19 protein-coding genes, 1 tRNA gene and 1 riboswitch are annotated in these 22,574 nt (G+C 70.6%); of the genes, 13 read left to right on the plus strand and 7 right to left on the minus strand.

All coding sequences use genetic code 11. The annotated features are described in order from the left end of the window. The first annotated feature begins 128 nt into the window (after window positions 1–128). Window positions 129–300, plus strand: a riboswitch (cyclic di-AMP (ydaO/yuaA leader). A 3-nt stretch (window positions 301–303) separates the two neighbouring features. The 7 genes from ACWCPY_RS35885 to ACWCPY_RS35915 all read left to right on the plus strand — a co-directional run bounded on the left by ACWCPY_RS35885 (window position 304) and on the right by ACWCPY_RS35915 (window position 8,196). Next, window positions 304–1,062, plus strand: coding sequence for a transglycosylase family protein (locus tag ACWCPY_RS35885; RefSeq protein WP_451272221.1), 759 nt, complete (start codon window positions 304–306; stop codon window positions 1,060–1,062). A 286-nt stretch (window positions 1,063–1,348) separates the two neighbouring features. Continuing rightward, window positions 1,349–2,629, plus strand: a complete 1,281-nt coding sequence (gene eno / locus ACWCPY_RS35890; RefSeq protein WP_451272223.1) for a phosphopyruvate hydratase — start codon at window positions 1,349–1,351, stop codon at window positions 2,627–2,629. Window positions 2,630–2,726: 97 nt separating this feature from the next. Then, window positions 2,727–3,197 (plus strand): FtsB family cell division protein, encoded by a 471-nt coding sequence (locus ACWCPY_RS35895; RefSeq protein ID WP_451272225.1) that lies wholly within the window; start codon window positions 2,727–2,729, stop codon window positions 3,195–3,197. 59 nt (window positions 3,198–3,256) lie between these two features. Beyond that, window positions 3,257–3,790, plus strand: coding sequence for a DUF501 domain-containing protein (locus tag ACWCPY_RS35900; RefSeq protein ID WP_072488302.1), 534 nt, complete (start codon window positions 3,257–3,259; stop codon window positions 3,788–3,790). Between the two features lie 82 nt (window positions 3,791–3,872). Next, a complete protein-coding gene (locus ACWCPY_RS35905) occupies window positions 3,873–4,814 on the plus strand; it encodes a Ppx/GppA phosphatase family protein (RefSeq protein ID WP_451272227.1) in 942 nt (313 codons plus the stop codon). A 413-nt stretch (window positions 4,815–5,227) separates the two neighbouring features. Continuing rightward, complete coding sequence (locus ACWCPY_RS35910) at window positions 5,228–6,613, plus strand: NAD(P)/FAD-dependent oxidoreductase (protein ID WP_451272229.1); 1,386 nt, start codon at window positions 5,228–5,230, stop codon at window positions 6,611–6,613. Window positions 6,614–6,891: 278 nt separating this feature from the next. Next, complete coding sequence (locus ACWCPY_RS35915) at window positions 6,892–8,196, plus strand: class I SAM-dependent methyltransferase (protein WP_451272231.1); 1,305 nt, start codon at window positions 6,892–6,894, stop codon at window positions 8,194–8,196. 94 nt (window positions 8,197–8,290) lie between these two features. On the opposite strand, the gene ACWCPY_RS35920 is transcribed toward ACWCPY_RS35915, so the two are convergent. Together ACWCPY_RS35920 and ACWCPY_RS35925 are read right to left on the minus strand one after the other, a co-directional pair. Beyond that, window positions 8,291–10,819 carry an ABC transporter permease gene (locus ACWCPY_RS35920; RefSeq protein WP_451272233.1) on the minus strand — a complete coding sequence of 843 codons (2,529 nt, stop codon included), beginning with the start codon at window positions 10,817–10,819 and terminating at the stop codon, window positions 8,291–8,293. A gap of 58 nt (window positions 10,820–10,877) precedes the next feature. Next, on the minus strand, window positions 10,878–11,645 hold the full coding sequence (locus tag ACWCPY_RS35925) for an ABC transporter ATP-binding protein (protein ID WP_451272235.1): 768 nt from the start codon (window positions 11,643–11,645) through the stop codon (window positions 10,878–10,880). Between the two features lie 457 nt (window positions 11,646–12,102). On the opposite strand from ACWCPY_RS35925, the gene ACWCPY_RS35930 reads away from it, so the two are divergent. From ACWCPY_RS35930 to ACWCPY_RS35940, 3 genes are all read left to right on the plus strand, one after another. Continuing rightward, window positions 12,103–12,188: transfer RNA gene (locus ACWCPY_RS35930), tRNA-Leu, on the plus strand. A 329-nt stretch (window positions 12,189–12,517) separates the two neighbouring features. Further along, window positions 12,518–13,405, plus strand: a complete 888-nt coding sequence (locus ACWCPY_RS35935; RefSeq protein ID WP_451272237.1) for a Bax inhibitor-1/YccA family protein — start codon at window positions 12,518–12,520, stop codon at window positions 13,403–13,405. A gap of 116 nt (window positions 13,406–13,521) precedes the next feature. After that, window positions 13,522–13,839, plus strand: a complete 318-nt coding sequence (locus ACWCPY_RS35940; protein ID WP_451272239.1) for a hypothetical protein — start codon at window positions 13,522–13,524, stop codon at window positions 13,837–13,839. 73 nt (window positions 13,840–13,912) lie between these two features. On the opposite strand, the gene ACWCPY_RS35945 is transcribed toward ACWCPY_RS35940, so the two are convergent. The 3 genes from ACWCPY_RS35945 to ACWCPY_RS35955 all read right to left on the minus strand — a co-directional run bounded on the left by ACWCPY_RS35945 (window position 13,913) and on the right by ACWCPY_RS35955 (window position 17,558). Continuing rightward, on the minus strand, window positions 13,913–14,743 hold the full coding sequence (locus ACWCPY_RS35945) for a hypothetical protein (RefSeq protein ID WP_451272250.1): 831 nt from the start codon (window positions 14,741–14,743) through the stop codon (window positions 13,913–13,915). Between the two features lie 353 nt (window positions 14,744–15,096). Next, window positions 15,097–16,317 carry an acetyl-CoA C-acetyltransferase gene (locus ACWCPY_RS35950; RefSeq protein ID WP_382904926.1) on the minus strand — a complete coding sequence of 407 codons (1,221 nt, stop codon included), beginning with the start codon at window positions 16,315–16,317 and terminating at the stop codon, window positions 15,097–15,099. A gap of 155 nt (window positions 16,318–16,472) precedes the next feature. Further along, on the minus strand, window positions 16,473–17,558 hold the full coding sequence (locus ACWCPY_RS35955) for an SGNH/GDSL hydrolase family protein (RefSeq protein WP_451272252.1): 1,086 nt from the start codon (window positions 17,556–17,558) through the stop codon (window positions 16,473–16,475). A gap of 155 nt (window positions 17,559–17,713) precedes the next feature. On the opposite strand from ACWCPY_RS35955, the gene ACWCPY_RS35960 reads away from it, so the two are divergent. Beyond that, window positions 17,714–19,120 carry a cystathionine beta-synthase gene (locus ACWCPY_RS35960; RefSeq protein ID WP_329815252.1) on the plus strand — a complete coding sequence of 469 codons (1,407 nt, stop codon included), beginning with the start codon at window positions 17,714–17,716 and terminating at the stop codon, window positions 19,118–19,120. Between the two features lie 354 nt (window positions 19,121–19,474). Here ACWCPY_RS35960 and ACWCPY_RS35965 read toward each other — a convergent pair whose 3' ends face one another. Then, window positions 19,475–20,314, minus strand: a complete 840-nt coding sequence (locus tag ACWCPY_RS35965; protein ID WP_451272242.1) for a helix-turn-helix transcriptional regulator — start codon at window positions 20,312–20,314, stop codon at window positions 19,475–19,477. Window positions 20,315–20,463: 149 nt separating this feature from the next. On the opposite strand from ACWCPY_RS35965, the gene ACWCPY_RS35970 reads away from it, so the two are divergent. After that, on the plus strand, window positions 20,464–21,225 hold the full coding sequence (locus ACWCPY_RS35970; protein ID WP_451272244.1) for an SDR family oxidoreductase: 762 nt from the start codon (window positions 20,464–20,466) through the stop codon (window positions 21,223–21,225). A gap of 55 nt (window positions 21,226–21,280) precedes the next feature. On the opposite strand, the gene ACWCPY_RS35975 is transcribed toward ACWCPY_RS35970, so the two are convergent. After that, window positions 21,281–21,694: a hypothetical protein gene (locus ACWCPY_RS35975; RefSeq protein WP_451272246.1), complete on the minus strand. Its 414-nt coding sequence runs from the start codon at window positions 21,692–21,694 to the stop codon at window positions 21,281–21,283. Between the two features lie 215 nt (window positions 21,695–21,909). Between ACWCPY_RS35975 and ACWCPY_RS35980 the strand changes: the two genes are divergently transcribed. Continuing rightward, on the plus strand, window positions 21,910–22,446 hold the full coding sequence (locus ACWCPY_RS35980) for a SigE family RNA polymerase sigma factor (RefSeq protein ID WP_451272248.1): 537 nt from the start codon (window positions 21,910–21,912) through the stop codon (window positions 22,444–22,446). The last annotated feature ends 128 nt before the right edge of the window (window positions 22,447–22,574 follow it).

Genomic DNA, 22,574 nt, shown 5'->3' on the forward strand with positions numbered 1-22,574 from the left:
GTACGGGTGGATTGTCCGATGTGTCCATCTTTGAATGTGAGGGTTGCGTATGTTTACGGTCGGAACCGCTCGCACCGCGGGCCCCGTCGACCGTCACGCCGAATCCTGCCGTCGGTCGAAGGGAACAGACGCGTAAAGCGCCGTAGGCAGGAGCGGGGGACCCAGGTAAGCGCCGGGCCCGATCGTCGAGAGACGCATCAGGACCGGCTTGGGGTGAAGTCGCGTGCTAGGACGTGCGACCGGGCAACTCACTTGGCCCGAACCCGACAGCTCACCTCGTAGGCGTCGGTGAGGAGAAGTTCCATGCTGCTTTCCAGCAAGGGCAAGCACCGCCGCCCGTCCAAGGCCGTCCGTATCGCCACGCTCGCCGGTGTCGCCGGTGCCGCTGTCGCCGTGCCCCTGATGGGTGCGACCGGCGCCTCCGCCGCCTCCGTCGCCACCTGGGACGCCGTCGCCCAGTGCGAGTCCGGTGGCAACTGGTCCATCAACACCGGCAACGGCTACTACGGCGGTCTGCAGTTCTCGCAGTCCAGCTGGGCCGCCGCCGGCGGTACGCAGTACGCCCCCCGCGCCGACCTGGCCACCAAGGCCCAGCAGATCGCCACCGCCGAGCGGCTCCTCGACATGCAGGGCCCGGGCGCCTGGGGCTGCGCCGGCGCCGGCAACCTGACCAACGACGGCGTCGACCCGGGCGTCGACACCGGCTCCTCCTCCAACTCCACCGCGAGCTCCGGCGCCTCCGAGCAGCAGAGCGCCCCGGCCGCCCCGAAGCAGCAGGCCCAGCCGAAGCAGAGCGAGCGCACCGAGGCTCCCGCCGCCTCCCGCTCGGACCGCTCCGCCGCCCCGCAGGCCGAGTCGAAGAAGACCGTCACCACCCCGACCGGCGAGAAGGTCAAGAAGGGCGACGGCGAGTACAAGGTCGTCTCCGGCGACTCGCTGAGCAAGATCGCCGCCGACCACAAGGTCGAGGGCGGCTGGCAGAAGCTGTTCGAGCTGAACAAGGACATCGTCAAGAACGCCGACCTGATCTACCCGGGTCAGCAGCTGCACCTGACGAAGTAGTCACGGCTCGCTCCTCCCCGAGCACCCCGGCCCGGCGCGCGTTCCCCCGTACGCGCCGGGCCGGGGTTCTGCCGTCCGCGCTCGGGGGAGCGGCGGACCGTTCAAGTGTTGTAGTTACCGGTCAGTAGAATTCTGACCGTTTGCCCGGCAATGTGTGCCCTCGGGTCCTTTTTCGTCCCAGGGGTCGGGCGGTCGTCGGGCTGAGCGGGCCGGGCCGGTTAGGCTCTTGGCGCAAGGCCAAAGCGACCCTGCACAAACAGCGTCATATCCCAGAAGGAGATGCCTCGTGCCGTCCATCGACGTCGTCGTAGCCCGGGAAATCCTCGACTCCCGCGGAAACCCCACGGTCGAGGTCGAGGTCGGCCTCGACGACGGCAGCACCGGCCGTGCTGCCGTTCCGTCCGGCGCCTCCACGGGTGCGTTCGAGGCCATCGAGCTCCGTGACGGTGACCCCAACCGCTACCAGGGCAAGGGCGTCGAGAAGGCCGTCCTCGCCGTGATCGAGCAGATCGGCCCGGAGCTCGTCGGCTACGACGCCACCGAGCAGCGCCTGATCGACCAGGCGATGTTCGACCTGGACGCCACCGAGAACAAGGGCTCGCTCGGCGCCAACGCCATCCTCGGCGTCTCGCTGGCCGTCGCCCACGCCGCCTCCGAGGCCTCGGACCTGCCGCTGTTCCGCTACCTCGGCGGCCCGAACGCGCACCTGCTGCCCGTTCCGATGATGAACATCCTCAACGGCGGTTCGCACGCCGACTCCAACGTGGACATCCAGGAGTTCATGATCGCGCCGATCGGCGCCGAGTCGTTCTCCGAGGCGCTGCGCTGGGGTGCCGAGGTCTACCACACGCTGAAGAAGGTCCTGAAGACCAAGGGCCTGTCGACCGGTCTCGGCGACGAGGGCGGCTTCGCGCCGAACCTGGAGTCGAACCGCGCCGCCCTCGACCTCATCATCGAGGCCATCAAGGAGGCCGGCTACGCCCCGGGCAAGGACATCGCGCTCGCGCTCGACGTCGCCGCGTCCGAGTTCTACAAGGACGGCAAGTACGAGTTCGAGGGCAAGGCCCGCTCGGCCGCCGAGATGACCGAGTACTACGAGGAGCTCGTCTCCGCGTACCCGCTGGTCTCCATCGAGGACCCGCTGTACGAGGACGACTGGGCCGGCTGGAAGGTCATCACCGACAAGCTCGGCGCCAAGGTGCAGATCGTCGGCGACGACCTCTTCGTCACCAACCCGGAGCGCCTGGCCCGCGGTATCGAGGAGGGCTCCGCCAACGCCCTGCTCGTCAAGGTCAACCAGATCGGCTCGCTGACCGAGACCCTGGACGCCGTCGAGCTGGCCCAGCGCAACGGCTTCAAGTGCATGATGTCCCACCGCTCCGGCGAGACCGAGGACGTCACCATCGCCGACCTCGCGGTCGCCGTGAACTGCGGCCAGATCAAGACCGGCGCCCCGGCCCGCTCGGACCGCGTCGCCAAGTACAACCAGCTGCTGCGCATCGAGGAGATCCTCGACGACGCCGCGGTGTACGCGGGCCGTTCGGCCTTCCCGCGGTTCAAGGTCTGACAGGTCCGGCGGGGCAAGTACCCCGGCCTCCGTCCGTCCCCGCACTCGGTCCCGTACCGTGTGCGGGGACGGACGTGCGTAATGGGGAGGCGGGGACATGGCCGCGAAGGACCGGGACCGGTTCTCCACCGCGACCCGGCTGCGGCTGCTCGGCGAGCAGACCGCCGCCCGCGTCTACCGGTCCCAGAACCGCCGTCAGGCCCGCCGCTCACGGCTCACCGGCCGGGCCGCCTTCCTCGCGCTCGTGGTCTGCTCCCTGGTGGTCGCGCTCGCGTACCCGATGCGGCAGTACGTCTCGCAGCAGGACGAGATCGCCGATCAGGAGCGCCTGGCGCGGGAGGCCAGGACCCGTACCGAGGAGCTGCGCGACGAGAAGGCGCGCCTCCAGGACGACGCGTACATCAGGCAGCTGGCCCGTACGCATCTGCACTACCTTCTTCCCGGGGAGACCGGTTACACGGTGATCGACCCCGACGCGGTCAAGGAGCGCGAGGGCAGGACGGACGAGTCCGGCCGGCCGTGGCACTCCAACCTCTGGGACGGCGTGGACAGCGCCGACCGCGACTGACTCTCTTCATCCCTCTGCAGAACCGCAGTTCGAGCAGCCCGATCAGAACCTAGGCAGGCATGGAAACCCCCCCTCCGCAGACCGAGCCCACCGCGCCCACCGAGGCGGACATCGCCGCGTTCCAGCAGCAGCTGGGCCGCCCGCCGCGCGGGCTGCGCGCGATCGCGCACCGCTGCCCGTGCGGCAACCCGGACGTGGTCGAGACGCAGCCCCGGCTGGAGGACGGTACGCCGTTCCCGACGACGTACTACCTGACGTGCCCGCGCGCCGCGTCCGCGATCGGCACGCTGGAGGCGAACGGGGTCATGAAGGAGATGACCGAGCGCCTCGGTACGGACCCCGAGCTGGCCGCCGCGTACCGGGCCGCCCACGAGGACTACATCGCACGGCGCGACGCCATCGAGGTGCTGGAGGGCTTCCCGAGCGCGGGTGGCATGCCGGACCGGGTGAAGTGCCTGCACGTCCTGGTGGGGCACTCGCTGGCCGCGGGGCCGGGGGTGAATCCGCTGGGTGACGAGGCGATCGCGATGCTGCCGGAGTGGTGGCGCAAGGGGCCGTGCGTCTCGCCGTGCGGCGCGCCGGACGAGGGCTGACCCATCCCACGGGGGCTCCGCCCCCGCACCCCCGCTCCTCGGTCGCCGGAGGGGCTTTGTCCGCTTGATTCGGGAGTACTCCATGACCCGCGTGGCCGCCATCGACTGCGGTACCAACTCCATCCGTCTGCTCGTCGCCGACGCGGACCCGTCCACCGGTGAGCTCGTCGAGCTCGACCGGCGGATGGAGATCGTCCGCCTCGGGCAGGGCGTCGACCGGACCGGCCGGCTCGCCCCCGAGGCGCTGGAGCGGACCTTCGCGGCCTGCCGCCAGTACGCGGCGGTGATCAAGGAGCACGGGGCGCAGCGGATCCGCTTCGTCGCCACCTCCGCCTCCCGCGACGCGGAGAACCGGGACGAGTTCGTCCGCGGGGTGCTGGAGATCCTGGGCGTCGAGCCCGAGGTGATCAGCGGTGACCAGGAGGCGGAGTTCTCCTTCACCGGAGCCACCAAGGAGCTCGCCGGCCGCGACCACCTCGCCAAGCCGTACCTCGTCGTGGACATCGGCGGCGGCTCCACCGAGTTCGTCGTCGGCGACGACCATGTGCGGGCCGCCCGCTCCGTGGACATCGGCTGCGTACGGATGACCGAGCGGCACCTGGTACGCGACGGCGTCGTGACCGACCCGCCGGCGCCCGCCCAGATCGCCGCGATCCGCGCCGACGTCGACGCCGCCCTGGACCTCGCCGAGGAGACCGTTCCGCTCACCGGGGCCGCCACCCTCGTCGGCCTCGCCGGGACGGTCACCACGGTCGCGGCGATCGCCCTGGGGCTCGACGCGTACGACTCCGAGGCGATCCACCACTCCCGGATCTCCGTGGAGCAGGTGCGGGAGATCACCGGGCGGCTCCTCGTCTCCACCCACGCCGAGCGGGCCGCGATCGGTGCGATGCACCCGGGACGGGTCGATGTGATCACGTCCGGGGCGCTGATCCTGCTCGCCCTGATGGAGCGGACCGGGGCCCGGGAGGTCGTGGTCAGCGAGCACGACATCCTCGACGGAATCGGCTGGTCCATCGCCTGAGACCGATGCACATGCGTGCCTTGGCCTGCACCTTTGAGCCTTCGTGGGCCGCCCGGGCGGTGCTTCGCGAGACACGTCGCGACGAAGTTCGTGAACTTCTTCACAAGGAATTCGGCCCCGTGGAGGGCAGTTCTGGTCCGTATGGGTGTCCGGAGCCGTTCGCGGGGGCGCCGCGTGTCCGTGCGGGAGTGTTCCAGGCATGTTGCCGACAGGTGAATCGGAGCGGTGGTTCACCCTGCCCGGAGGGTCAAGGGCCAGCTCACAGGCGGTGAACAACGTTCGCCGTCACACCGTGGTTCCCCTGCGGGGTCATGACCTCGGTCACGTGGGCGGCGAAGTGTAGCAGAAGGTTGCCCGTACCTTGTGAAGGGGCTCACGAGCATGCCCTCCGAGGGGGGTGGATACTCGATGGCATGAGCACCACGGAGCGTCCCAGGATCCTCGTAGTAGGCGGTGGGTACGTAGGCCTGTACGCAGCTCGACGCATTCTCAAGAAGATGCGCTACGGCGAGGCGACCGTCACGGTCGTCGACCCGCGCTCGTACATGACGTACCAGCCCTTCCTCCCCGAAGCTGCTGCCGGCAGCATCTCGCCTCGGCATGTCGTCGTCCCGCTGCGACGCGTCCTGCCGAAGGCCGAGGTACTCACCGGCCGCGTCACGACTATCGATCAGGACCGCAAGGTCGCCACGGTCGCGCCGCTGGTCGGCGAGGCCTACGAGCTGCCCTTCGACTACCTGGTCATCGCGATGGGCGCGGTCTCCCGCACCTTCCCGATCCCCGGCCTCGCCGAGCAGGGCATCGGCATGAAGGGGATCGAGGAGGCCATCGGCCTGCGCAACCACGTCCTCGAGCAGCTGGACAAGGCCGACTCGACGACCGACGAGGACGTCCGCCGCAGGGCGCTGACGTTCGTCTTCGTGGGCGGCGGCTTCGCCGGCGCGGAGACCATCGGCGAGGTCGAGGACATGGCCCGCGACGCGGCGAAGTACTACACGAGCGTGAAGCGCGAGGACATGCGCTTCATCCTGGTCGACGCCGCCGACAAGATCCTTCCCGAGGTCGGCCCGAAGCTGGGCACCTGGGGCCGGGAGCACCTGGAGTCCCGTGGCGTCGAGGTCTTCCTCTCGACCTCCATGGACTCCTGCGTCGACGGTCACGTCGTCCTGAAGAACGGCCTCGAGGTCGACTCCAACACCATCGTGTGGACGGCCGGCGTGAAGCCGAACCCGGCGCTGGCCCGCTTCGGCCTGCCGCTCGGTCCGCGCGGTCACGTGGACACCTCCGAGAAGCTCCAGGTGCAGGGCACCGACTACATCTGGGCCGCGGGCGACAACGCCCAGGTTCCGGACATGGTCGGCCGCAAGGCCGGCAACCCGAACGCCTGGTGCCCGCCCAACGCCCAGCACGCGCTGCGGCAGGCCAAGGTCCTCGGCGACAACGTCATCTCCGGTATGCGGGGCTTCCCGCAGAAGGAGTACAGCCACGCCAACAAGGGTGCCGTCGCCGGTCTGGGGCTGCACAAGGGCGTCGCGATGATCGTCATGGGCAAGATGAAGATCAAGCTCAAGGGACGCCTCGCCTGGTACATGCACCGTGGCTACCACGGCATGGCGATGCCGACCTGGAACCGCAAGATCCGGATCTTCGCCGACTGGACCCTGGGGATGTTCCTCAAGCGCGAGGTCGTCTCGCTCGGCGCCATGGAGACGCCGCGCGAGGAGTTCTACGAGGCCGCCAAGCCGGCCCCGGCGCCGGCCGCCGCCAAGGCCGAGGGCGAGAAGGCCAAGGCCTCCTAGCCCGACCGCGGGCCCACTCGCCCGCGCGCTGTACGCACAACGCCCGAAGGGGCCGTCCGCCATCCGTGGTGCGGACGGCCCCTTCGGGTGTATCCGGGCCCGAATGCGTGCCATGTACAGCTATTTTGCTCTTCCATTGCGCTGTAGCGGGATGGTGGGCGCCTCGCGGACTGTTGAGGGGTACGTACCTCGTCGTGGCGCACAGGTGCCCGGCGTGGTTACAGGCAAGTTCGACCATGTTTGGGCACATTGGGAACACCATCACGGAGGTGTGCGCCATGGCAGACGCCGCGTTGCGGCTGACCGCTCTCGCCGAGGAGTTGCTGGGTGAAAAGCTGCCGGTCCGTATCCGGGCCTGGGACGGCAGCGAATCCGGACCGCCCGGTGCCCCCGTACTTGTGATCCGGAACCGCCGCGCGCTGCGCCGGCTGCTCTGGAAGCCGGGCGAACTGGGCCTGGCCCGCGCCTGGGTGGCGGGCGAGCTCGACATCGAGGGCGATCTCTACGAGGCCCTGGATCTGATGGCCTCGCTGATCTGGGAGCGCGGGGCCGACGCCGAGGACGGCATCCACCCGGTCCGAGACCCGAAGGTACGGGCCTTCGCCAAGGGGCTGCTGCGGCTGGCCGGACCCTGGCCCCCGCCCCCTGCGCCGCCCGAGGAGGTGCGCCGCCGCACCGGCACCCTCCACACCAAGCGCCGCGACAAGGAGGCCATCAGTCACCACTACGACGTGGGCAACGACTTCTACGAACTGGTCCTCGGCCCGTCCATGGTCTACTCCTGCGCCTACTGGGAGGACAGCGGGAATCTTGAGGACGCCCAGCGCGACAAGCTCGACCTGGTCTGCCGCAAGCTCGCGCTGAAGGAGGGCGACCGCCTCCTCGACGTCGGCTGCGGCTGGGGCTCCATGGCCATCCACGCCGCCCGCGAGTACGGCGCCCGGGTCACCGGAGTCACCCTCTCCGTCGAACAGGCCGCCTTCGCCCGGAAGCGCATCGCACAGGAGGGCCTGACCGACCGCATCGAGATCCGGGTCCAGGACTACCGGGACGTCAGGGACGGCCCGTACGACGCCATCTCGTCCATCGGGATGGCGGAGCACGTCGGCGCGGTCCGCTTCCGCGAGTACGCCGACGACCTCTACGCACTCCTCAAGCCCGGCGGCAGGCTGCTCAACCACCAGATCGCCCGCCGCCCCGAGAAGGACGAGTCCGCGTACCACGTGGACGACTTCATCGACGCCTATGTCTTCCCGGACGGTGAACTGGCCCCGGTGGGCCGGATCGTGGCCACCCTCGAAGAGGCCGGCTTCGAGGCCCGCGACGTCGAGTCGATCCGCGAGCACTACGCGCTGACCCTGCGCCGCTGGGTCGCCAACCTGGAGAAGCAGTGGGACCGCGCGGTCCGGATGACCTCGGCCGGGCGGGCCAGGGTCTGGCGGCTCTACATGGCCGCCTCGGCGCTCTCCTTCGAGCACAACAAGATCGGCGTCAACCAGATCCTCGTGGTGCGTCCGGCGGAGGGCGGGGCCTCCCGCATGCCGCTGAGGGCCCGCGACTGGACGGCGTCCGCGACCGGCTGACACCGGGAACGGACCGAGGGCCGGTACGCGCGGCTCATTCGCCGCGCGTACCGGCCCTCGGGCGTGTCGGGCGGGGCCCCGGCCCCGCCCGGTGCTACTCGGTCTTGATCGCCGTCAGCATGTTCAGCTTCGCGGCGCTGCGGGCCGGCCAGAGCGAGGCCAGCACACCCACGATCCCCGCCAGCACCAGGAAGACCGCGATCCGGTCCCACGGGATGACCAGGGCGTAGTTCGGGATGTCCGACGACAGCGTGTGCCCGATCGCCCAGCCGAGGAACATGCCGAGCGCGACACCGACCACCGCGCCGAAGAGCGAGATGACCACGGCCTCCAGCCGGATCATGCGCTTCACCCGGCGCCGGTCCAGGCCGATCGCCCGCAGCATGCCGATCTCCTGCTGACGCTCGAAGACCGACATCGCCAGGGTGTTGACGACCCCGAGCACCGCGATGATCAGGGCCATCGCCAGCAGCCCGTACATGATGTTCATCGCGAGGTTGACCGAGCCGCCGAACATGTCACGGATGTCCTGGCGGTCCATGATGCTCATCCCCGGGTTGTCACCCAGAGCCTTCACCAGGGCCTGCTCGTTCGCCTCGCTCGCGCCGCCGTCCGTCTTCAGCCAGATCTCGCGGATGTCCGACATGCTGCCGTGCGCGTCGGCGACGTTCTTCGGGACCAGGACCGGGGAGAGCATCTCGTTCCCCTGGAAGACGGCCCCGACCTTCAGCTCGCCCTTCTTGTCGTCCTCGAACTTCACCGGGAGGGTGTCGCCGGTCTTCCAGCCGTTGGACTCGGCCGTCTTCTCGTCGACGGCGATCTCGCCCCTGTCCAGCGCGTCGAGCGAGCCGGAGACGGTCGGCAGCGCGAAGAGCTGCTGCACCTCGCCGGGGATGACGGCGGACGCGGCGTGGTACTCGCCCTTGACCTCCAGCGAGGTGGCCTGCTGCGGCGAGATCGCCGAGACCCCGTCGGCCTTCTGCAGGGCGGTGAGCGCGGACTCGTCGAGCGGACCGCCGCTCGCCATCGTCACCATGTAGTCGGCCTTGATGTTGTCCGTGGTCATCCGGTCGACCGCCTGGCCGAGGGTGACGCCGAGGACCGAGATGCCGGTGACCAGGGTGAGACCGATCGCCAGCGCGGAGGCGGTGGCACCGGTACGGCGCGGGTTGCGGACCGCGTTCTGGGCGGCCAGCTTGCCCGAAACCCCGAACAGCCGCTTGAGCAGCGGGCGGACCAGCGCGATCACCGGCCGCGACAGCAGCGGGATCAGCACGATGACACCGATCAGCGAGAGGAAGGCACCCGCGGCGATGACGGTCCGGCCGGTCGATCCGGACTTGGACGCACCCGCCACGATCGCCGCCGCGCCCAGCAGGGTGAGCACCGCACCGATCGAGTTGCGCAGCACCAGGGACTTGACGGTGGCCGTCGCGTGCACGCTGTTCATCGCCGCGACCGGCGGGATCTTGGCGGCCCGGCGGGCGGGCAGCCAGGCGGCCAGTACGGTGATCAGGACGCCGACACCGAACGCGGCGAGGACCGCGGTGGGCGAGACGACCAGGGGTCCGGCCGGGATCCTGCCGCCGAACATGCCCATCGCGGAGCGCAGTCCGATGGCGAGGCCGAGGCCGAAACCGAAGCCGACGACCGAGGCGATCAGGCCGACGACGGCCGCTTCGAGGAGCACCGAGCGCTTGACCTGGCGGCGGGAGGCGCCGACGGCGCGCATCAGCGCCAGTTCCTTGGTGCGCTGGGCCACCAGCATGGTGAAGGTGTTGGCGATCAGGAAGACACCGACGAACAGGGCGATGCCGGCGAAGGCGAGCAGCATCGTGCTGAGACCGCTCAGACCGGTCTCGATCTGCTTGGCCTGATCGTCCGCGAGCGCCTGGCCGGTCTTGGCATCGGCGTCCTTGGGCAGCAGCGGCTTCACCTCGGCCAGCAGCTTCTCGGCGGAGGCACCGGACGCGGCGGACACATTGACGTCCCGGAACACACCGGGCCTGAGGTAGAGCTTCTGGGCGACCTCGGTGTCGAAGAGGACCAGGCTGCCGCCCGCGTTGACCGCGCCGTCCTCGGTGGTGAAGACACCGGAGAGGGTGTACTCCTTCACCGGCCCGTTCGTGGCGACCCGGACCCGGTCACCGACCTGGTACTCGCCCCGCTTGGCGGTCTCCTTGTCGAGCGCGATCCGGTCGGCCGCGGCCGGGCCCGTACCGTCGACGAAGGTGTACGCGGAGTCCTTGCCGTTCTTGCCGGGGGAGTAGTTCCCGCCGGTGTTCGACCAGCCGTTGCCGATCAGCTTGCCGTCGGGGCCGGCGACCCCGGCGAAGCCGGAGACCCGGCCGGTGGCGGTGTCGACGCCGTCCAGGCCCTGGATCTTCTCCAGGGTGGCGGCGGTGATGCCGGGCGTCTTCTCGTCGCGCTGGTCGGCGTAGGTGGTGACGGCGACGGCGATGTCGTCGTAGCTCTTCGCCGACTGGTTGCGCAGGGCGTTGCCGAGGGTGTCGGTGAAGACCAGCGTGCCGGAGACGAAGGCCACGCCGAGCATCACGGCGAGGACGGTCATCAGCAGCCTGGCCTTGTGCGCGAGCACATTGCGCAGGGCGGTACGGAACATGTCTGTCAGTCCTGGGATGGGGAGGGGTTCCGGAAAGGGGCGCGGGGAAGGGCGGGCTTCAGCTCGTGCGGCCCTTGGCGTCGAACGCCTTCATCCGGTCGAGGACCCCGTCCGCGGTCGGGTGCAGCATCTGGTCGACGATCCGGCCGTCCGCGAGGAAGATCACCCGGTCCGCGTAGGAGGCGGCCGCCGGGTCGTGGGTCACCATCACCACGGTCTGGCCCAGCTCGCGCACCGAGTTGCGCAGGAAGCCGAGGACCTCGGCGCCGGAGCGGGAGTCGAGGTTGCCGGTCGGCTCGTCACCGAAGATGATCTCCGGCTGCGAGGCCAGGGCACGGGCCACCGCGACGCGCTGCTGCTGGCCGCCGGAGAGCTCGGTCGGCCGGTGGCTCAGCCGGTCGGAGAGACCGACCATGTCGATGACCTTGCGCACCCATTCGGCGTCGGGCTTGCGGCCCGCGATGTCCATCGGGAGCGTGATGTTCTCCTGCGCCGTCAGCGTGGGGAGCAGGTTGAACGCCTGGAAGATGAAGCCGATCTTGTCCCGGCGGAGCTGGGTGAGCTGCTTGTCCTTGAGGGAGCCCAGCTCCGTGTCGCCGATCCGTACCGAACCGCTGCTGAAGCTGTCGAGGCCGGCCACGCAGTGCATCAGCGTGGACTTGCCGGAGCCGGACGGGCCCATGATCGCGGTGAACTCGCCCCGGGGGAAGTCCACGGTGACCCGGTCCAGGGCGGTGACCCTGGTCTCGCCCTCTCCGTAGACCTTCGACAGATCCGTGGCGCGGGCGGCCACCGTGGTGACGCGGGGTGCGGTGGAAGTGGTCACGGGATTCTCCTGTTTCGGGGCTCCGGCCGAGGGCTCGTCCGGGAATTGTTCGGAACCCTTCAATCGTCACCGCCGTTCCGCCGCCGGGCGTCAGTCCGCGTGCCCGTTCCCGGGGCAGTCTTGAGTCGCATCGGGAGGCAGTCGCGTCCTCCTCCGGTATGACACCGACCCTGAGACGTCGGCCCGGGGGCCGTCGTCCGGCCCGGTGCTCCGGGCCCCCCGCGCCAGGCCCGACGGCGCGCCCGGGGAATGCGCCGTCCGGGTGCGGCGACTTTACGTCAATCCGGATTGCCGACCGCCGTGGCCCCTACCCCGCCCAGGCATGTGGCGATGCCCTTTCGCGAGTGCTGACGACCCCTCAAGCGGTCAATAAAATAAGACAACATCGCGCCACTGATCCGCTGTTCGGGGGAAGTCCCCGGATAGGGTCATGTGCCAACGCGGAGCCGCGCGCCAGGCCTGGATGGTGGAATGCAGACACGGCGAGCTTAAACCTCGCTGCCCCTCGGGGGCGTACCGGTTCGAGTCCGGTTCCAGGCACCACTTCTCACTTGGCGGCCGAGCCGGCGGGACCCCCTCGGGCCGCGGCCGCTTCCGGGGCGGCGGACCCCTCTCGGCGTATTTCCCACGACGTGGCCGCCCTTCCCGTCTTCCCGGCGTGACGGCGCCGTAAACCGGTCGGTCGGCACGTTACTGGACCGCGCGCCCGGGCGGTATGGGGTGAGCCGGTTTTCCCGTCGGCCGGGTGGCCGACGGGCGGGTTTCGCGGATGACACGCTTCCGCAAAGATCCTCCCCAAGCACTAGTCTGATTCTTTTGCCTACCCATTACTCTTGTGGGAAGGCCACGCAGGGTGGCCATGGAGGAGTGAGATGAGGAGCAGCAACCCGGTCTTCTCGCGACGGGGCTTCAGCCGCGACAACGGATACGCGGGCTTCAACGCGGCGCCGCAGGCCGGGGCCCCCGCAGCGGGCGCCAACCCGTACGCGCAGGGCACCGCCGCCAACCCGTACGCCACCAACCCCTACGCCCAGCCGGACGACCAGTACGGCGCCCCGCAGGCGCCCGTGCGCACCGGCGCGATGACGATCGACGACGTCGTCACGCGCACGGCGATCACGCTGGGCACCGTGGTGCTCGGCGCCGCGCTCGCCTGGGCGCTGCTGCCGGTCGACGAGGCGAACCTCGGCAAGTCGTACGGCATCGCGATCGGCGCCGCCCTGGTGGCGTTCGTCCTGTCGCTCGTCCAGTCCTTCAAGCGCAAGCCGGTGCCGGCGCTGATCGTCTCGTACGCGGCCTTCGAGGGTGTCTTCCTCGGAGTGATCTCCAGCGCGGTCAGCACGTACATCGGACCGGGCGTCGTGATGCAGGCCGTGCTGGGCACCATGTGTGTCTTCGCCGGTGTGCTGCTCGCGTACAAGATGCGCTGGATCCGTGTCACCCGCCGCTTCTACGGCTTCGTGATGGCCGCCGCCATGGGCTTCATGCTCCTGATGGTGGTCAACCTGCTGTTCGCCGTCTTCGGCGGCGGTGACGGCCTGGGCTTCCGCAGCGGCGGCCTCGGCATCCTCTTCGGCGTCATCGGGATCGTCCTCGGTGCGTGCTTCCTGGCCCTGGACTTCAAGCAGGTCGAGGACGGCATCGCCTACGGCGCCCCCCGCGAGGAGTCCTGGCTGGCGGCCTTCGGCCTCACCATGACCCTGGTGTGGATCTACCTGGAGATGCTGCGTCTGCTCTCCATCCTCAGCGGCGACGACTGATCCCGCCCGCACCCGCACGACGGGAACGGCCCGCAGGCACCGCCTGCGGGCCGTTCCCGTCTTCCCGGGCACCGGCCCGTTGGCAACCGTCCTGCCGGGGCGCGTAGGGTCGCCGAGTGCTCGATACGACCCCGCTGATCACCGCCGTGGACCGATTCGCCGACCGGCTGCGCGCCGCCCCGCAGAGCCGTCTCCAGCGCGGCGCCGCCGCCGAAGGGCTGGAGACGGCGCGGGAACTCGCGCTGCGCGCCCAGCGGATCGAGGCGCCGGACCGGGAGCCGCGCGTCATGCCGGACGCCGGGATCTTCTCGATCGGCGACCAGCTCGCCGTGGCGGGGCGCGATCTGGCGACGGCACTGGAAACGGCCCCGTCGCAGGAGCTCGACGAGGCCGTGCAATTCGTGGACGAGGCCGCCGCGCGCGCCTTCGCGTAGCGGCGGACGGCAGCGCGGGGAACCGGCCCGGGGCGGCGGCCGGCGAGAGCCGCTGTGCCCGGATGCCGCGGGGTCAGAACGAGGCGATGACCCGGTCGGCGAGGATGTAGACGTTCTCCGTGCCGCAGGAGAAGGTCAGGGCGTACGCGCCGGAGACACCGGAGCCGCCCAGCAGCACCGGGTGCTCACCGTCGCGCAGCGAACCGGCCAGACGCTCGGCCGTCTCGCGGTGCCCGGGGGTCATGCAGAGCGTGGTGCCGTCGGCGAAGACATAGACGTCGAGCGTGCCGAGCGGGCCGGGGCGCACATCGGCGAGCTCCGTGCGGTTGTCGGCGAGCTCTTCGAGGCGGTTCACGGTGCGCTCGTGGTCGGTGACGACCGGGGTCTGCACCGGTACGAAGTCGGGGTGCGAGGGGTGCCTGCGACGGGCGGCGGCCAGCTCGGGGGAGTCCTCGGCGAACTCCGCCGTCCCGGGCAGCTCGGTCACGTCGGCCAGCTCCGTCAGCTCCGTCAGCTCGTCGAGGGCTTCGCCGGCGTCGAGGTCCATCGCCTCCAGGCCCACGAAGTCGGCCTGGCGGGGCATGAAGAACGGGACGTCCTCGCCCGCACCGGTCAGGCCGCCCAGCAGGGACGGGGCATCGGCGGCATCGCGCGCCTCCTGGGTGGCCCAGAAGGCCCGGGCCTCGGCGAGTTCGCGCTCGCGCTCCTCGGCGAGCGCCTCGGCGACGGCCGCGCGTATCTCGGCGACGGGGGTGACGGTGCCGCGGCTCTGCGCGGGCACGGCGACCCCGTGCGCACGGGCCTCGGCGAGATCCGAACGAAGGGCCGTGACCTGCTTGCGCAGCCCGTGAGCAGCGTGCAGAGCAGCAGCGCCCACGGCCGTGGCGGCGGCGGTGGTCAGCAACAGGGCAAGAGACATGGCGCTCACTGACATACTCCCGGTTTCAATCGATCCCCCGACTTCCTACATCAGCTTGTCTCCTACCTGCGCCCTGTGTCAGTGCATTACGTCACGAATTGGACAGGTCTTTGGGCCTGGGGTTTAACCCTGATGTGGGTGTGACCTGCGGGAATGGCTCTCCCCCAGGAGATAGGTCACATCCTGGGGGAGATTCGGTCACGGTCGGGGCTCGGAACCGGCCACCTCGGGGAGTGCGATCAGCTCAGCCGCTCGGGCTTGTGGTCGCGTTCGCTTCGCTTCCGCTGCGGGCAGGTGCCGCCTTCGTGCCTCAGGCGCCCCCTACCCTCCGCTGCAGCTCAGCTCAGCCGCTCGATCACCATCGCCATGCCCTGGCCGCCGCCCACGCACATGGTCTCCAGGCCGAACTGCTTGTCGTGGAACTGCAGGCTGTTGATCAGCGTGCCGGTGATCCGGGCGCCGGTCATGCCGAAGGGGTGGCCGACGGCGATCGCGCCGCCGTTGACGTTGACCTTCTCCAGCGGCAGGCCGAGGTCGCGGTAGGAGGGGATCACCTGGGCGGCGAAGGCCTCGTTGATCTCGGCCAGGTCGATGTCGTCGATGGTCAGCCCGGCCCGCTTCAGCGCCTGCCTGCTGGCCTCCACCGGCCCGTACCCCATGATCTCGGGGGAGAGGCCGGAGACGCCGGTGGAGACGATCCGGGCCAGCGGGGTCAGGCCCAGCTCGCGGGCCTTGGTGTCGGACATGATGACGAGGGCGGCGGCGCCGTCGTTGAGCGGGCAGCAGTTGCCGGCGGTGACCAGGCCGTCGGGGCGGAACACCGGCTTCAGGCCCTGCACGCCCTCCAGGGTGACGCCCGCACGCGGGCCGTCGTCCTTGCTGACGACCGTGCCGTCGGGGGTGGTGACCGGGGTGATCTCGCGCTCCCAGAAGCCGTTCTTGAGGGCTTCCTCGGCGAGGTTCTGCGAGCGGACGCCGAACTCGTCCATGTCCTGGCGGGTGACGCCCTTGAGCCGGGCCAGGTTCTCCGCGGTCTGCCCCATCGCGATGTACGCGTCCGGGACCAGGCCGTCCTCGCGCGGGTCGTGCCAGTCGTCGCCGCCCTGCTCGGCGCGGGCCGCGGTGCGGGCCTCGGCGTCGGCGAACAGCGGGTTGTGCGTGTCCGGCCAGCTGTCGGAGTTGCCCTTCGAGAAGCGGGACACCATCTCGACACCGGCCGAGATGAAGACATCGCCCTCACCGGCCTTGATGGCGTGCAGCGCCATCCGGCTGGTCTGCAGGGAGGACGAGCAGTAGCGGGTGATCGTACAGCCGGGAAGGTGGTCCATCCCCATCTGTACGGCGATGATCCGGCCCAGGTTGTTGCCCTGCTCGCCGCCGGGGAGGCCGCAGCCGAGCATCAGGTCGTCGATGTCCTTCGGGTCCAGCTCGGGCACCTTCGCCAGCGCGGTCCGGATGATCGTGGCGGTCAGGTCGTCCGCGCGCAGGTCCTTCAGCGAACCCTTGAAGGCCCGGCCGATGGGGGAACGGGCTGCAGAGACGATCACGGCTTCGGGCATCACGCGGCTCCATGAGGGCTGGAAGGCGGGTTCTGGCAGGTGCTGCATGGGAAGTTACCTGTACGTAGGCGCCGGGTCACCGGGCAGCGCATGTGACGCCGACCTCTTTTCTAAGCGACCGCTCAGTCCGAGTGTGCGGCCGATGGTGCGGACGGTCAATTGGCCGGGAGATTGCGCGGCTCCCCGTACGACTCCCCTGCCTCCCCCGTCCCCCCTGTCTGCCCTGTCTGCCCGGTCTCTGCGGTCTCTCCGGTCTCCTCGTGCGGCTCCGGGTGCGGGTGGGGCTCGGTGGTCGCGGGCAGGCGCCGCCGCCTGCGGTGCTTGAGGAGCGCCCAGGGTGCCCGCGCCCCCGTGACCTCCGTACCGGCCTCCCTGGCCGCCTGGGAGGCCGCCTTGGCCACCGGCAGCATGTCCTCGCGCCGGGCCCCGTCCAGACGGTCGGACTCCGGCCACAGCCCCAGTACCGCGCAGAGCGTGGGCAGCACCGCCATCGCCGCCGTGGCGTACCCCTCCGCCGACGGGTGGTAGTTGTCCGGCCCGAACAGCTCCCGCGGATTCGCCTCGAACTCCGGCCCGAGCAGATCGCCCAGCGAGACCGTGCGCCCGCCCTGCTCCACCGAGCCGATCGTCTGGGCCGCCGCCAGCTGCCGGCTCACCCGCCGGGCCAGCCAGCGCAGCGGCTGGTAGACCGGCTCGATCGTGCCCAGGTCCGGGCAGGTGCCGACCACGACCTCCGCGCCCGCCGTACGCAGCCTGCGCACGGCGGTGGTCAGACAGCGCACCGACTGGGTGGCCGGCATCCGGTGCGTCACATCGTTCGCGCCGATCATGATCACGCAGACGTCGGGCGTACGGGAGGGGTCGGCGAGCAGCAGCGAGACCTGCCGCTCCAGATCGTCCGACCGGGCACCCGGCTGCGCCACATTGCGCAGGTCCACCGGCCGCTCGGAGACCGCAGCGAGCCCCGAGGCGAGCAGCGCCCCAGGGGTCTGCCCGGCCCGGCGCACCCCCTGCCCGGCCGCCGTCGAGTCGCCGAGCAACCCCAGCCGCAACGGGTCCGCGGGGCCGGCGAACGCCACCCCGTACCGCCCGTCCGCGCTCGGCGGGACCGGTGCGATCCCGCCGCCCACCTGCCGTTTCGCCAGCTGGACCTCCGCCAGCAGTACGCCTACCGCCGCGGCGCCGAGCAACCCGATGCTGCCTCCGCCGTAGGCCGCGCCCGCCGCGATCCGCCGTGCCACCCTTGCTCTTGACACAGTCCGGTCCACCTCCTCGTTGCCGTACCGCCGTACACAGAGCTAATTGCCCCGCAGTGGCCGTGGCTCAATCGCTTCGCCCAATCTCCTGCCCGTACGCATACCCTTGCCGCACCATCTCGGAGACCCCGGAGTACACGGTGCAATTCCACGATTCGATGATCAGTCTCGTAGGCAATACCCCGCTGGTGAGGCTGCGCAGTGTGACGGCCGGCATCCAGGCGACGGTCCTGGCCAAGGTCGAGTACTTCAACCCCGGCGGCTCGGTCAAGGACCGCATCGCCCTGCGGATGATCGAAGCCGCCGAACAGAGCGGCGAGCTGAAGCCCGGCGGCACGATCGTCGAGCCGACCAGTGGCAACACGGGCGTCGGTCTGGCGATCGTCGCCCAGCAGAAGGGGTACAAGTGCATCTTCGTCTGCCCGGACAAGGTGTCCACGGACAAGATCAATGTGCTGCGCGCCTACGGTGCCGAGGTCGTCGTCTGCCCGACGGCCGTTGACCCCGAGCACCCCGACTCGTACTACAACGTCTCCGACCGCCTGGTCCGCGAGACCCCCGGTGCCTGGAAGCCCGACCAGTACTCCAACCCCAACAACCCGCGTTCCCACTACGAGACCACCGGTCCCGAGCTGTGGGAGCAGACGGACGGGAAGATCACCCACTTCGTCGCGGGCGTCGGCACCGGCGGCACGATCAGCGGCACCGGCCGCTATCTGAAGGAAGTCAGCGGCGGCTCGGTGAAGGTGATCGGGGCCGACCCGGAGGGCTCGGTCTACTCCGGCGGTTCCGGGCGCCCCTACCTCGTCGAGGGCGTCGGCGAGGACTTCTGGCCCAGCGCCTACGACCGTACGGTCACGGACGAGATCGTCGCCGTGTCCGACAAGGACTCCTTCCAGATGACCCGCCGTCTCGCCAAGGAGGAGGGCCTGCTGGTCGGCGGCTCCTGCGGCATGGCGGTGGTCGGCGCCCTGGAGGTCGCGGCCCGGCTGGGCCCGGACGACGTGGTCGTCGTCCTGCTGCCCGACAGCGGCCGCGGCTACCTGAGCAAGATCTTCAACGACGAGTGGATGGCGGACTACGGCTTCCTGGAGGACACCGGCCCGTCCGCGCGCGTCGCCGATGTGCTCGACCACAAGGCCGGTCCGATCCCGACGCTCGTCCACATGCACCCGGAGGAGACGGTCGGCGAGGCGATCGACGTCCTGCGCGAGTACGGCGTCTCGCAGATGCCGATCGTGAAGCCGGGCGCCGGTCACCCGGACGTGATGGCCGCCGAGGTCATCGGTTCGGTGGTGGAGCGGGAACTGCTCAACGCGCTCTTCGCGCAGCGCGCCTCGCTCTCCGACCCGCTGGAGAAGCACATGTCGCCGCCGCTGCCGCAGGTCGGCTCCGGCGAACCGGTCGAGGACCTGATGGCGGTGCTCGGCGGCACGAACACCGCCGACGCGGCGATCGTGCTGGTGGAGGGCAAGCCGAAGGGCGTGGTCAGCCGCCAGGACCTGCTGGCGTTCCTCGCCAAGGACGCGACGACCGGCAAGGCGTAGCACCCGGCGCCGTGGGTCCGGGCTTCGCGAAAACGGTACGAGCGCGACACGTTCACGCAGCACCGGCTTAACACGGGTCCGGCAGATTGATGGGTGTCGGCAGGGAGACCCGCCGACACCCGATACGGCGACACGGACAACGGAGCGGCTCCCGGACCTCCATCGTCGCCAGGACGCGGTGACCGGCCCTGACCCGGACCGTGTCCCTCGCGGGGACCGCCGTCGTCCCGCCCCCTGGGCAACCGGGGGTGCGGCGGTCCCCGCGACACATCCGTGTCCGGTCCCCGCGGACATCTCCATGCCCGTTTCGATCCCGCCCTTCGCCGGCCGACGGGGCCCGCGGACCCCCGGACGTCAGCCGGCCGGGGCCGACGGTGCGGCCGGCCCGCTCGCCAGCAGCGCGACGCGTGCGGCGGTCTCGCTGCCGGGCTCCGGCGTGTAGACCACCAGGCACTGGCCGGGATCGCCGGCCGCGGCGAGCGTCTCGTACGGGAGAACGAGCTCGCCCACCACCGGGTGGTCGATGCGCTTGACGCCATAGGTCTTCGACTTCACCTGATGGTCCGCCCACAACCGGCGGAAGTCGTCGCTCCGCAGGGACAACTCGCCGACCAGCGTGGCCAGCTGCTTGTCATCGGGGTGCAGTCCCGCGTCCAGGCGCAGATGCGCCACCGTCTCCGCCGCCACCGCGGCCCAGTCCGGGTACAGCTCCCGCGCCGCCGGCCGGAGGAACACCTGGCGCGGCATGTTGCGCTCGGCGGCGGGCATCCGGGAGAAGCCGACGAGGGCGTCCCCCAGCGTGTTCCAGGCCAGCACGTCCATCCGGCGGCCCAGGACGAACGCCGGGGCCGTGGCGAGCGTGTCCAGCAGCAGCCGCAGACCGGGGCGGACCCGCTGGGCGCCGGCCGGGGCCGAGGCGCGCGCCTTGGGGCGCGCCACGGTGCGCAGATACGTGTGCTCCGTCTCGTCCAGCCGGAGCACCCGGGCTATCGCGTCGAGCACGGTGTCCGAGACGCTCGGGCCGCGCCCCTGCTCCAGCCGGATGTAGTAGTCGACGCTCACTCCCGCGAGCTGCGCGACCTCCTCGCGCCGGAGCCCGGGTACGCGCCGGCGGCCGTACGCCTGCAGCCCCACCTCCTCGGGCTGGATGCGGGCCCGCCGGGAGCGGAGGAAATCACCGAGGTCAGCGTCCATGGCGTCGATCGTAGAAGAAGGCCGGACACCGAACCTGGTACTGGCGGACCCAGGAACAGCGTCGCCCTGGCTGGTCCCCGGGCGGCCACGCAGAGTGGGATCAGGCCCGGGGAAACGCCCCGGTCCGCAACCGCTCAAGGAGCACGGACATGTCGTACGAGACCCTCGCGGGCCGCACCGCCGTCATCACCGGAGCCGCCAGCGGCATGGGTAGCGCGACCGCCCGGCTGCTCGCCGCCCAGGGGGTCCGGGTCGCGCTGCTGGCCCGGCGCGCGGAACGGCTGGAGGAGCTGGCCGCCGCGATCGGGGCGGCGGGCGGCGAGGCGCTCGCCGTCGTCACCGACGTCACCGACCAGGCGTCCGTCGACGCCGCGGCCGAGCTGGTGCACAGCGCCTTCGGCCCGGTGGACCTGGTGGTCAACGCGGCAGGTGTGATGCTGCCGAACCCGGTGGACGCGGGCCGGACCGATGAGTGGCAGCGGATGATCGACACCAATGTGACGGGCGCCCTGCGGATCATCCGGGCCTTCACGGCCGACCTGGTGGCGGCGGCCGCCGAGGGCCGCACCGCGGACCTGGTGAACATCTCGTCCATCGGCGCGCACGTCATGTTCCCGAACTACGCGGTGTACGGGGCGACGAAGGCCGCGCTGACGTATCTGTCGACATCGCTGCGCACCGAGTTCGGGCCGCGTGACGTCCGCGTCACGAACATCGAGCCGGGACTCACCGACACGGAGCTGGCCGGCCATGTCGACAACGCCGAGCTGAGCGGGCAGCTCGACGACATGTTCGGGGCGCTCGGCGGGCTCTCCAGCGACGAGATCGCCGACCTGATCGCCTACGCCACCAGCCGGGCGCGCCACATCAACCTGCGCCAGCTGATCGTGCAGCCCACCCGCCAGGCGTAGGGCCTGTCCGGTGGATCGGGGCCGGGCCGCGTGTCCCGCGCCGACAGGGCCGCGCTCAGTCCTCCCAGTCGGAGTCCCCGCGTCCGGGGCGGCGCGCGAGCCACGGCCGGGCGGCGTGCACGGCGTTGACCGCGATGATCCCGAGCCAGGCGACGATCAGGCCCCCGGTGTGGGCGGTCGAGGCGCCGATCGCCGACAGCGGGACGGCCAGGATCAGCGAGATGATCCCGAAGCCGTAGCGCTCACCGAAGTTCCCCAGCGGCTGCGGCGGGTGCGTGCCCCTGGCGAGGCTCACCTGCTGTTCGGCGAGATGGCGCCGGACACGGCGGTCGAGCGTGCCGTCGAGGCGCTGCTCGACCTTCTCCAGAAAGGACTCGACGAGCGCGGGCTCGTACTCCGAACCCAGCTCACTACGGGCGTGCAGGGCGGCGTCGAGCTCGCTCTTGAGCTCCGAGTCTCCGGCTTTCATGCCCTTCACGCTATGAGCCCACGGCCTCGCACGCAGTGGGGCTGTCCCCCCTCTTTCCCCGGGGGAACGCCTCCCGGGGGGAATCGGCGGGAGAGCGGAAAGCCGTCCGTAACATCCGGCCCCGCCGGTGCGTGTATCCGGTGAGAAGCAGTTCCTGGGGCGATGAACAGCTCCTGGGAGATGGGCAGTTCCGGGCGACGAGCAGTCCCCGGGCGATGAACGGACGGAGGACGATGCTGACGGGGGCCGAGGATTTCGACGCGTTCTACACGGCCACGGCCAAACGGTTGGTCGCCACCGTCTACGCGACGACGGGTGATCTGGCGGAGGCGGAGGACGCGGTGCAGGAGGCGTATGTGCGGGCGTGGCAGCGCTGGGACCGGCTGGTGCGCGAGGGGGACCCGCTTCCCTGGGTGCGGACGGTGGCGGTCCGGCTGGCGATCAGTACCTGGCGCAGGACGCGCAACCGGGTGCGCGCGCACTTCCGGCACGGGCCGCCCGCGGACGTGCCCGGCCTCTCGGCGGACCGGGTGGCGCTGATGGGCGCGCTCGGCGAGCTGAGTGCCGAGCAGCGCCGGGCCGTGGTCCTGCACCATCTGCTGGACCTGCCGGTGGAGGAAGTGGCGCGCGAGACGGGAGTGTCGAACGGTGCGGTACGGACCCGGCTCCACCGGGCCCGCAAGGTTCTCGGTGAGCGGCTGGCCGATCCTCTGGCCACCGCCGGGCGAGTGAGGGGGGCCAGCCATGGCTGAGGTCGAGGAGCTGCTGGACGGTGTCGTGGTGCGGCTGCCCGCCGCCGAGGAGATCCGGCAGAGGGGGCAACGACGCCGTGCGCGGCGCAGGGCGAGCGCCGCGGCACTGTGCGCGGCCGTACTGATGG

Source organism: Streptomyces sp. NPDC002403 (genome assembly GCF_053593015.1).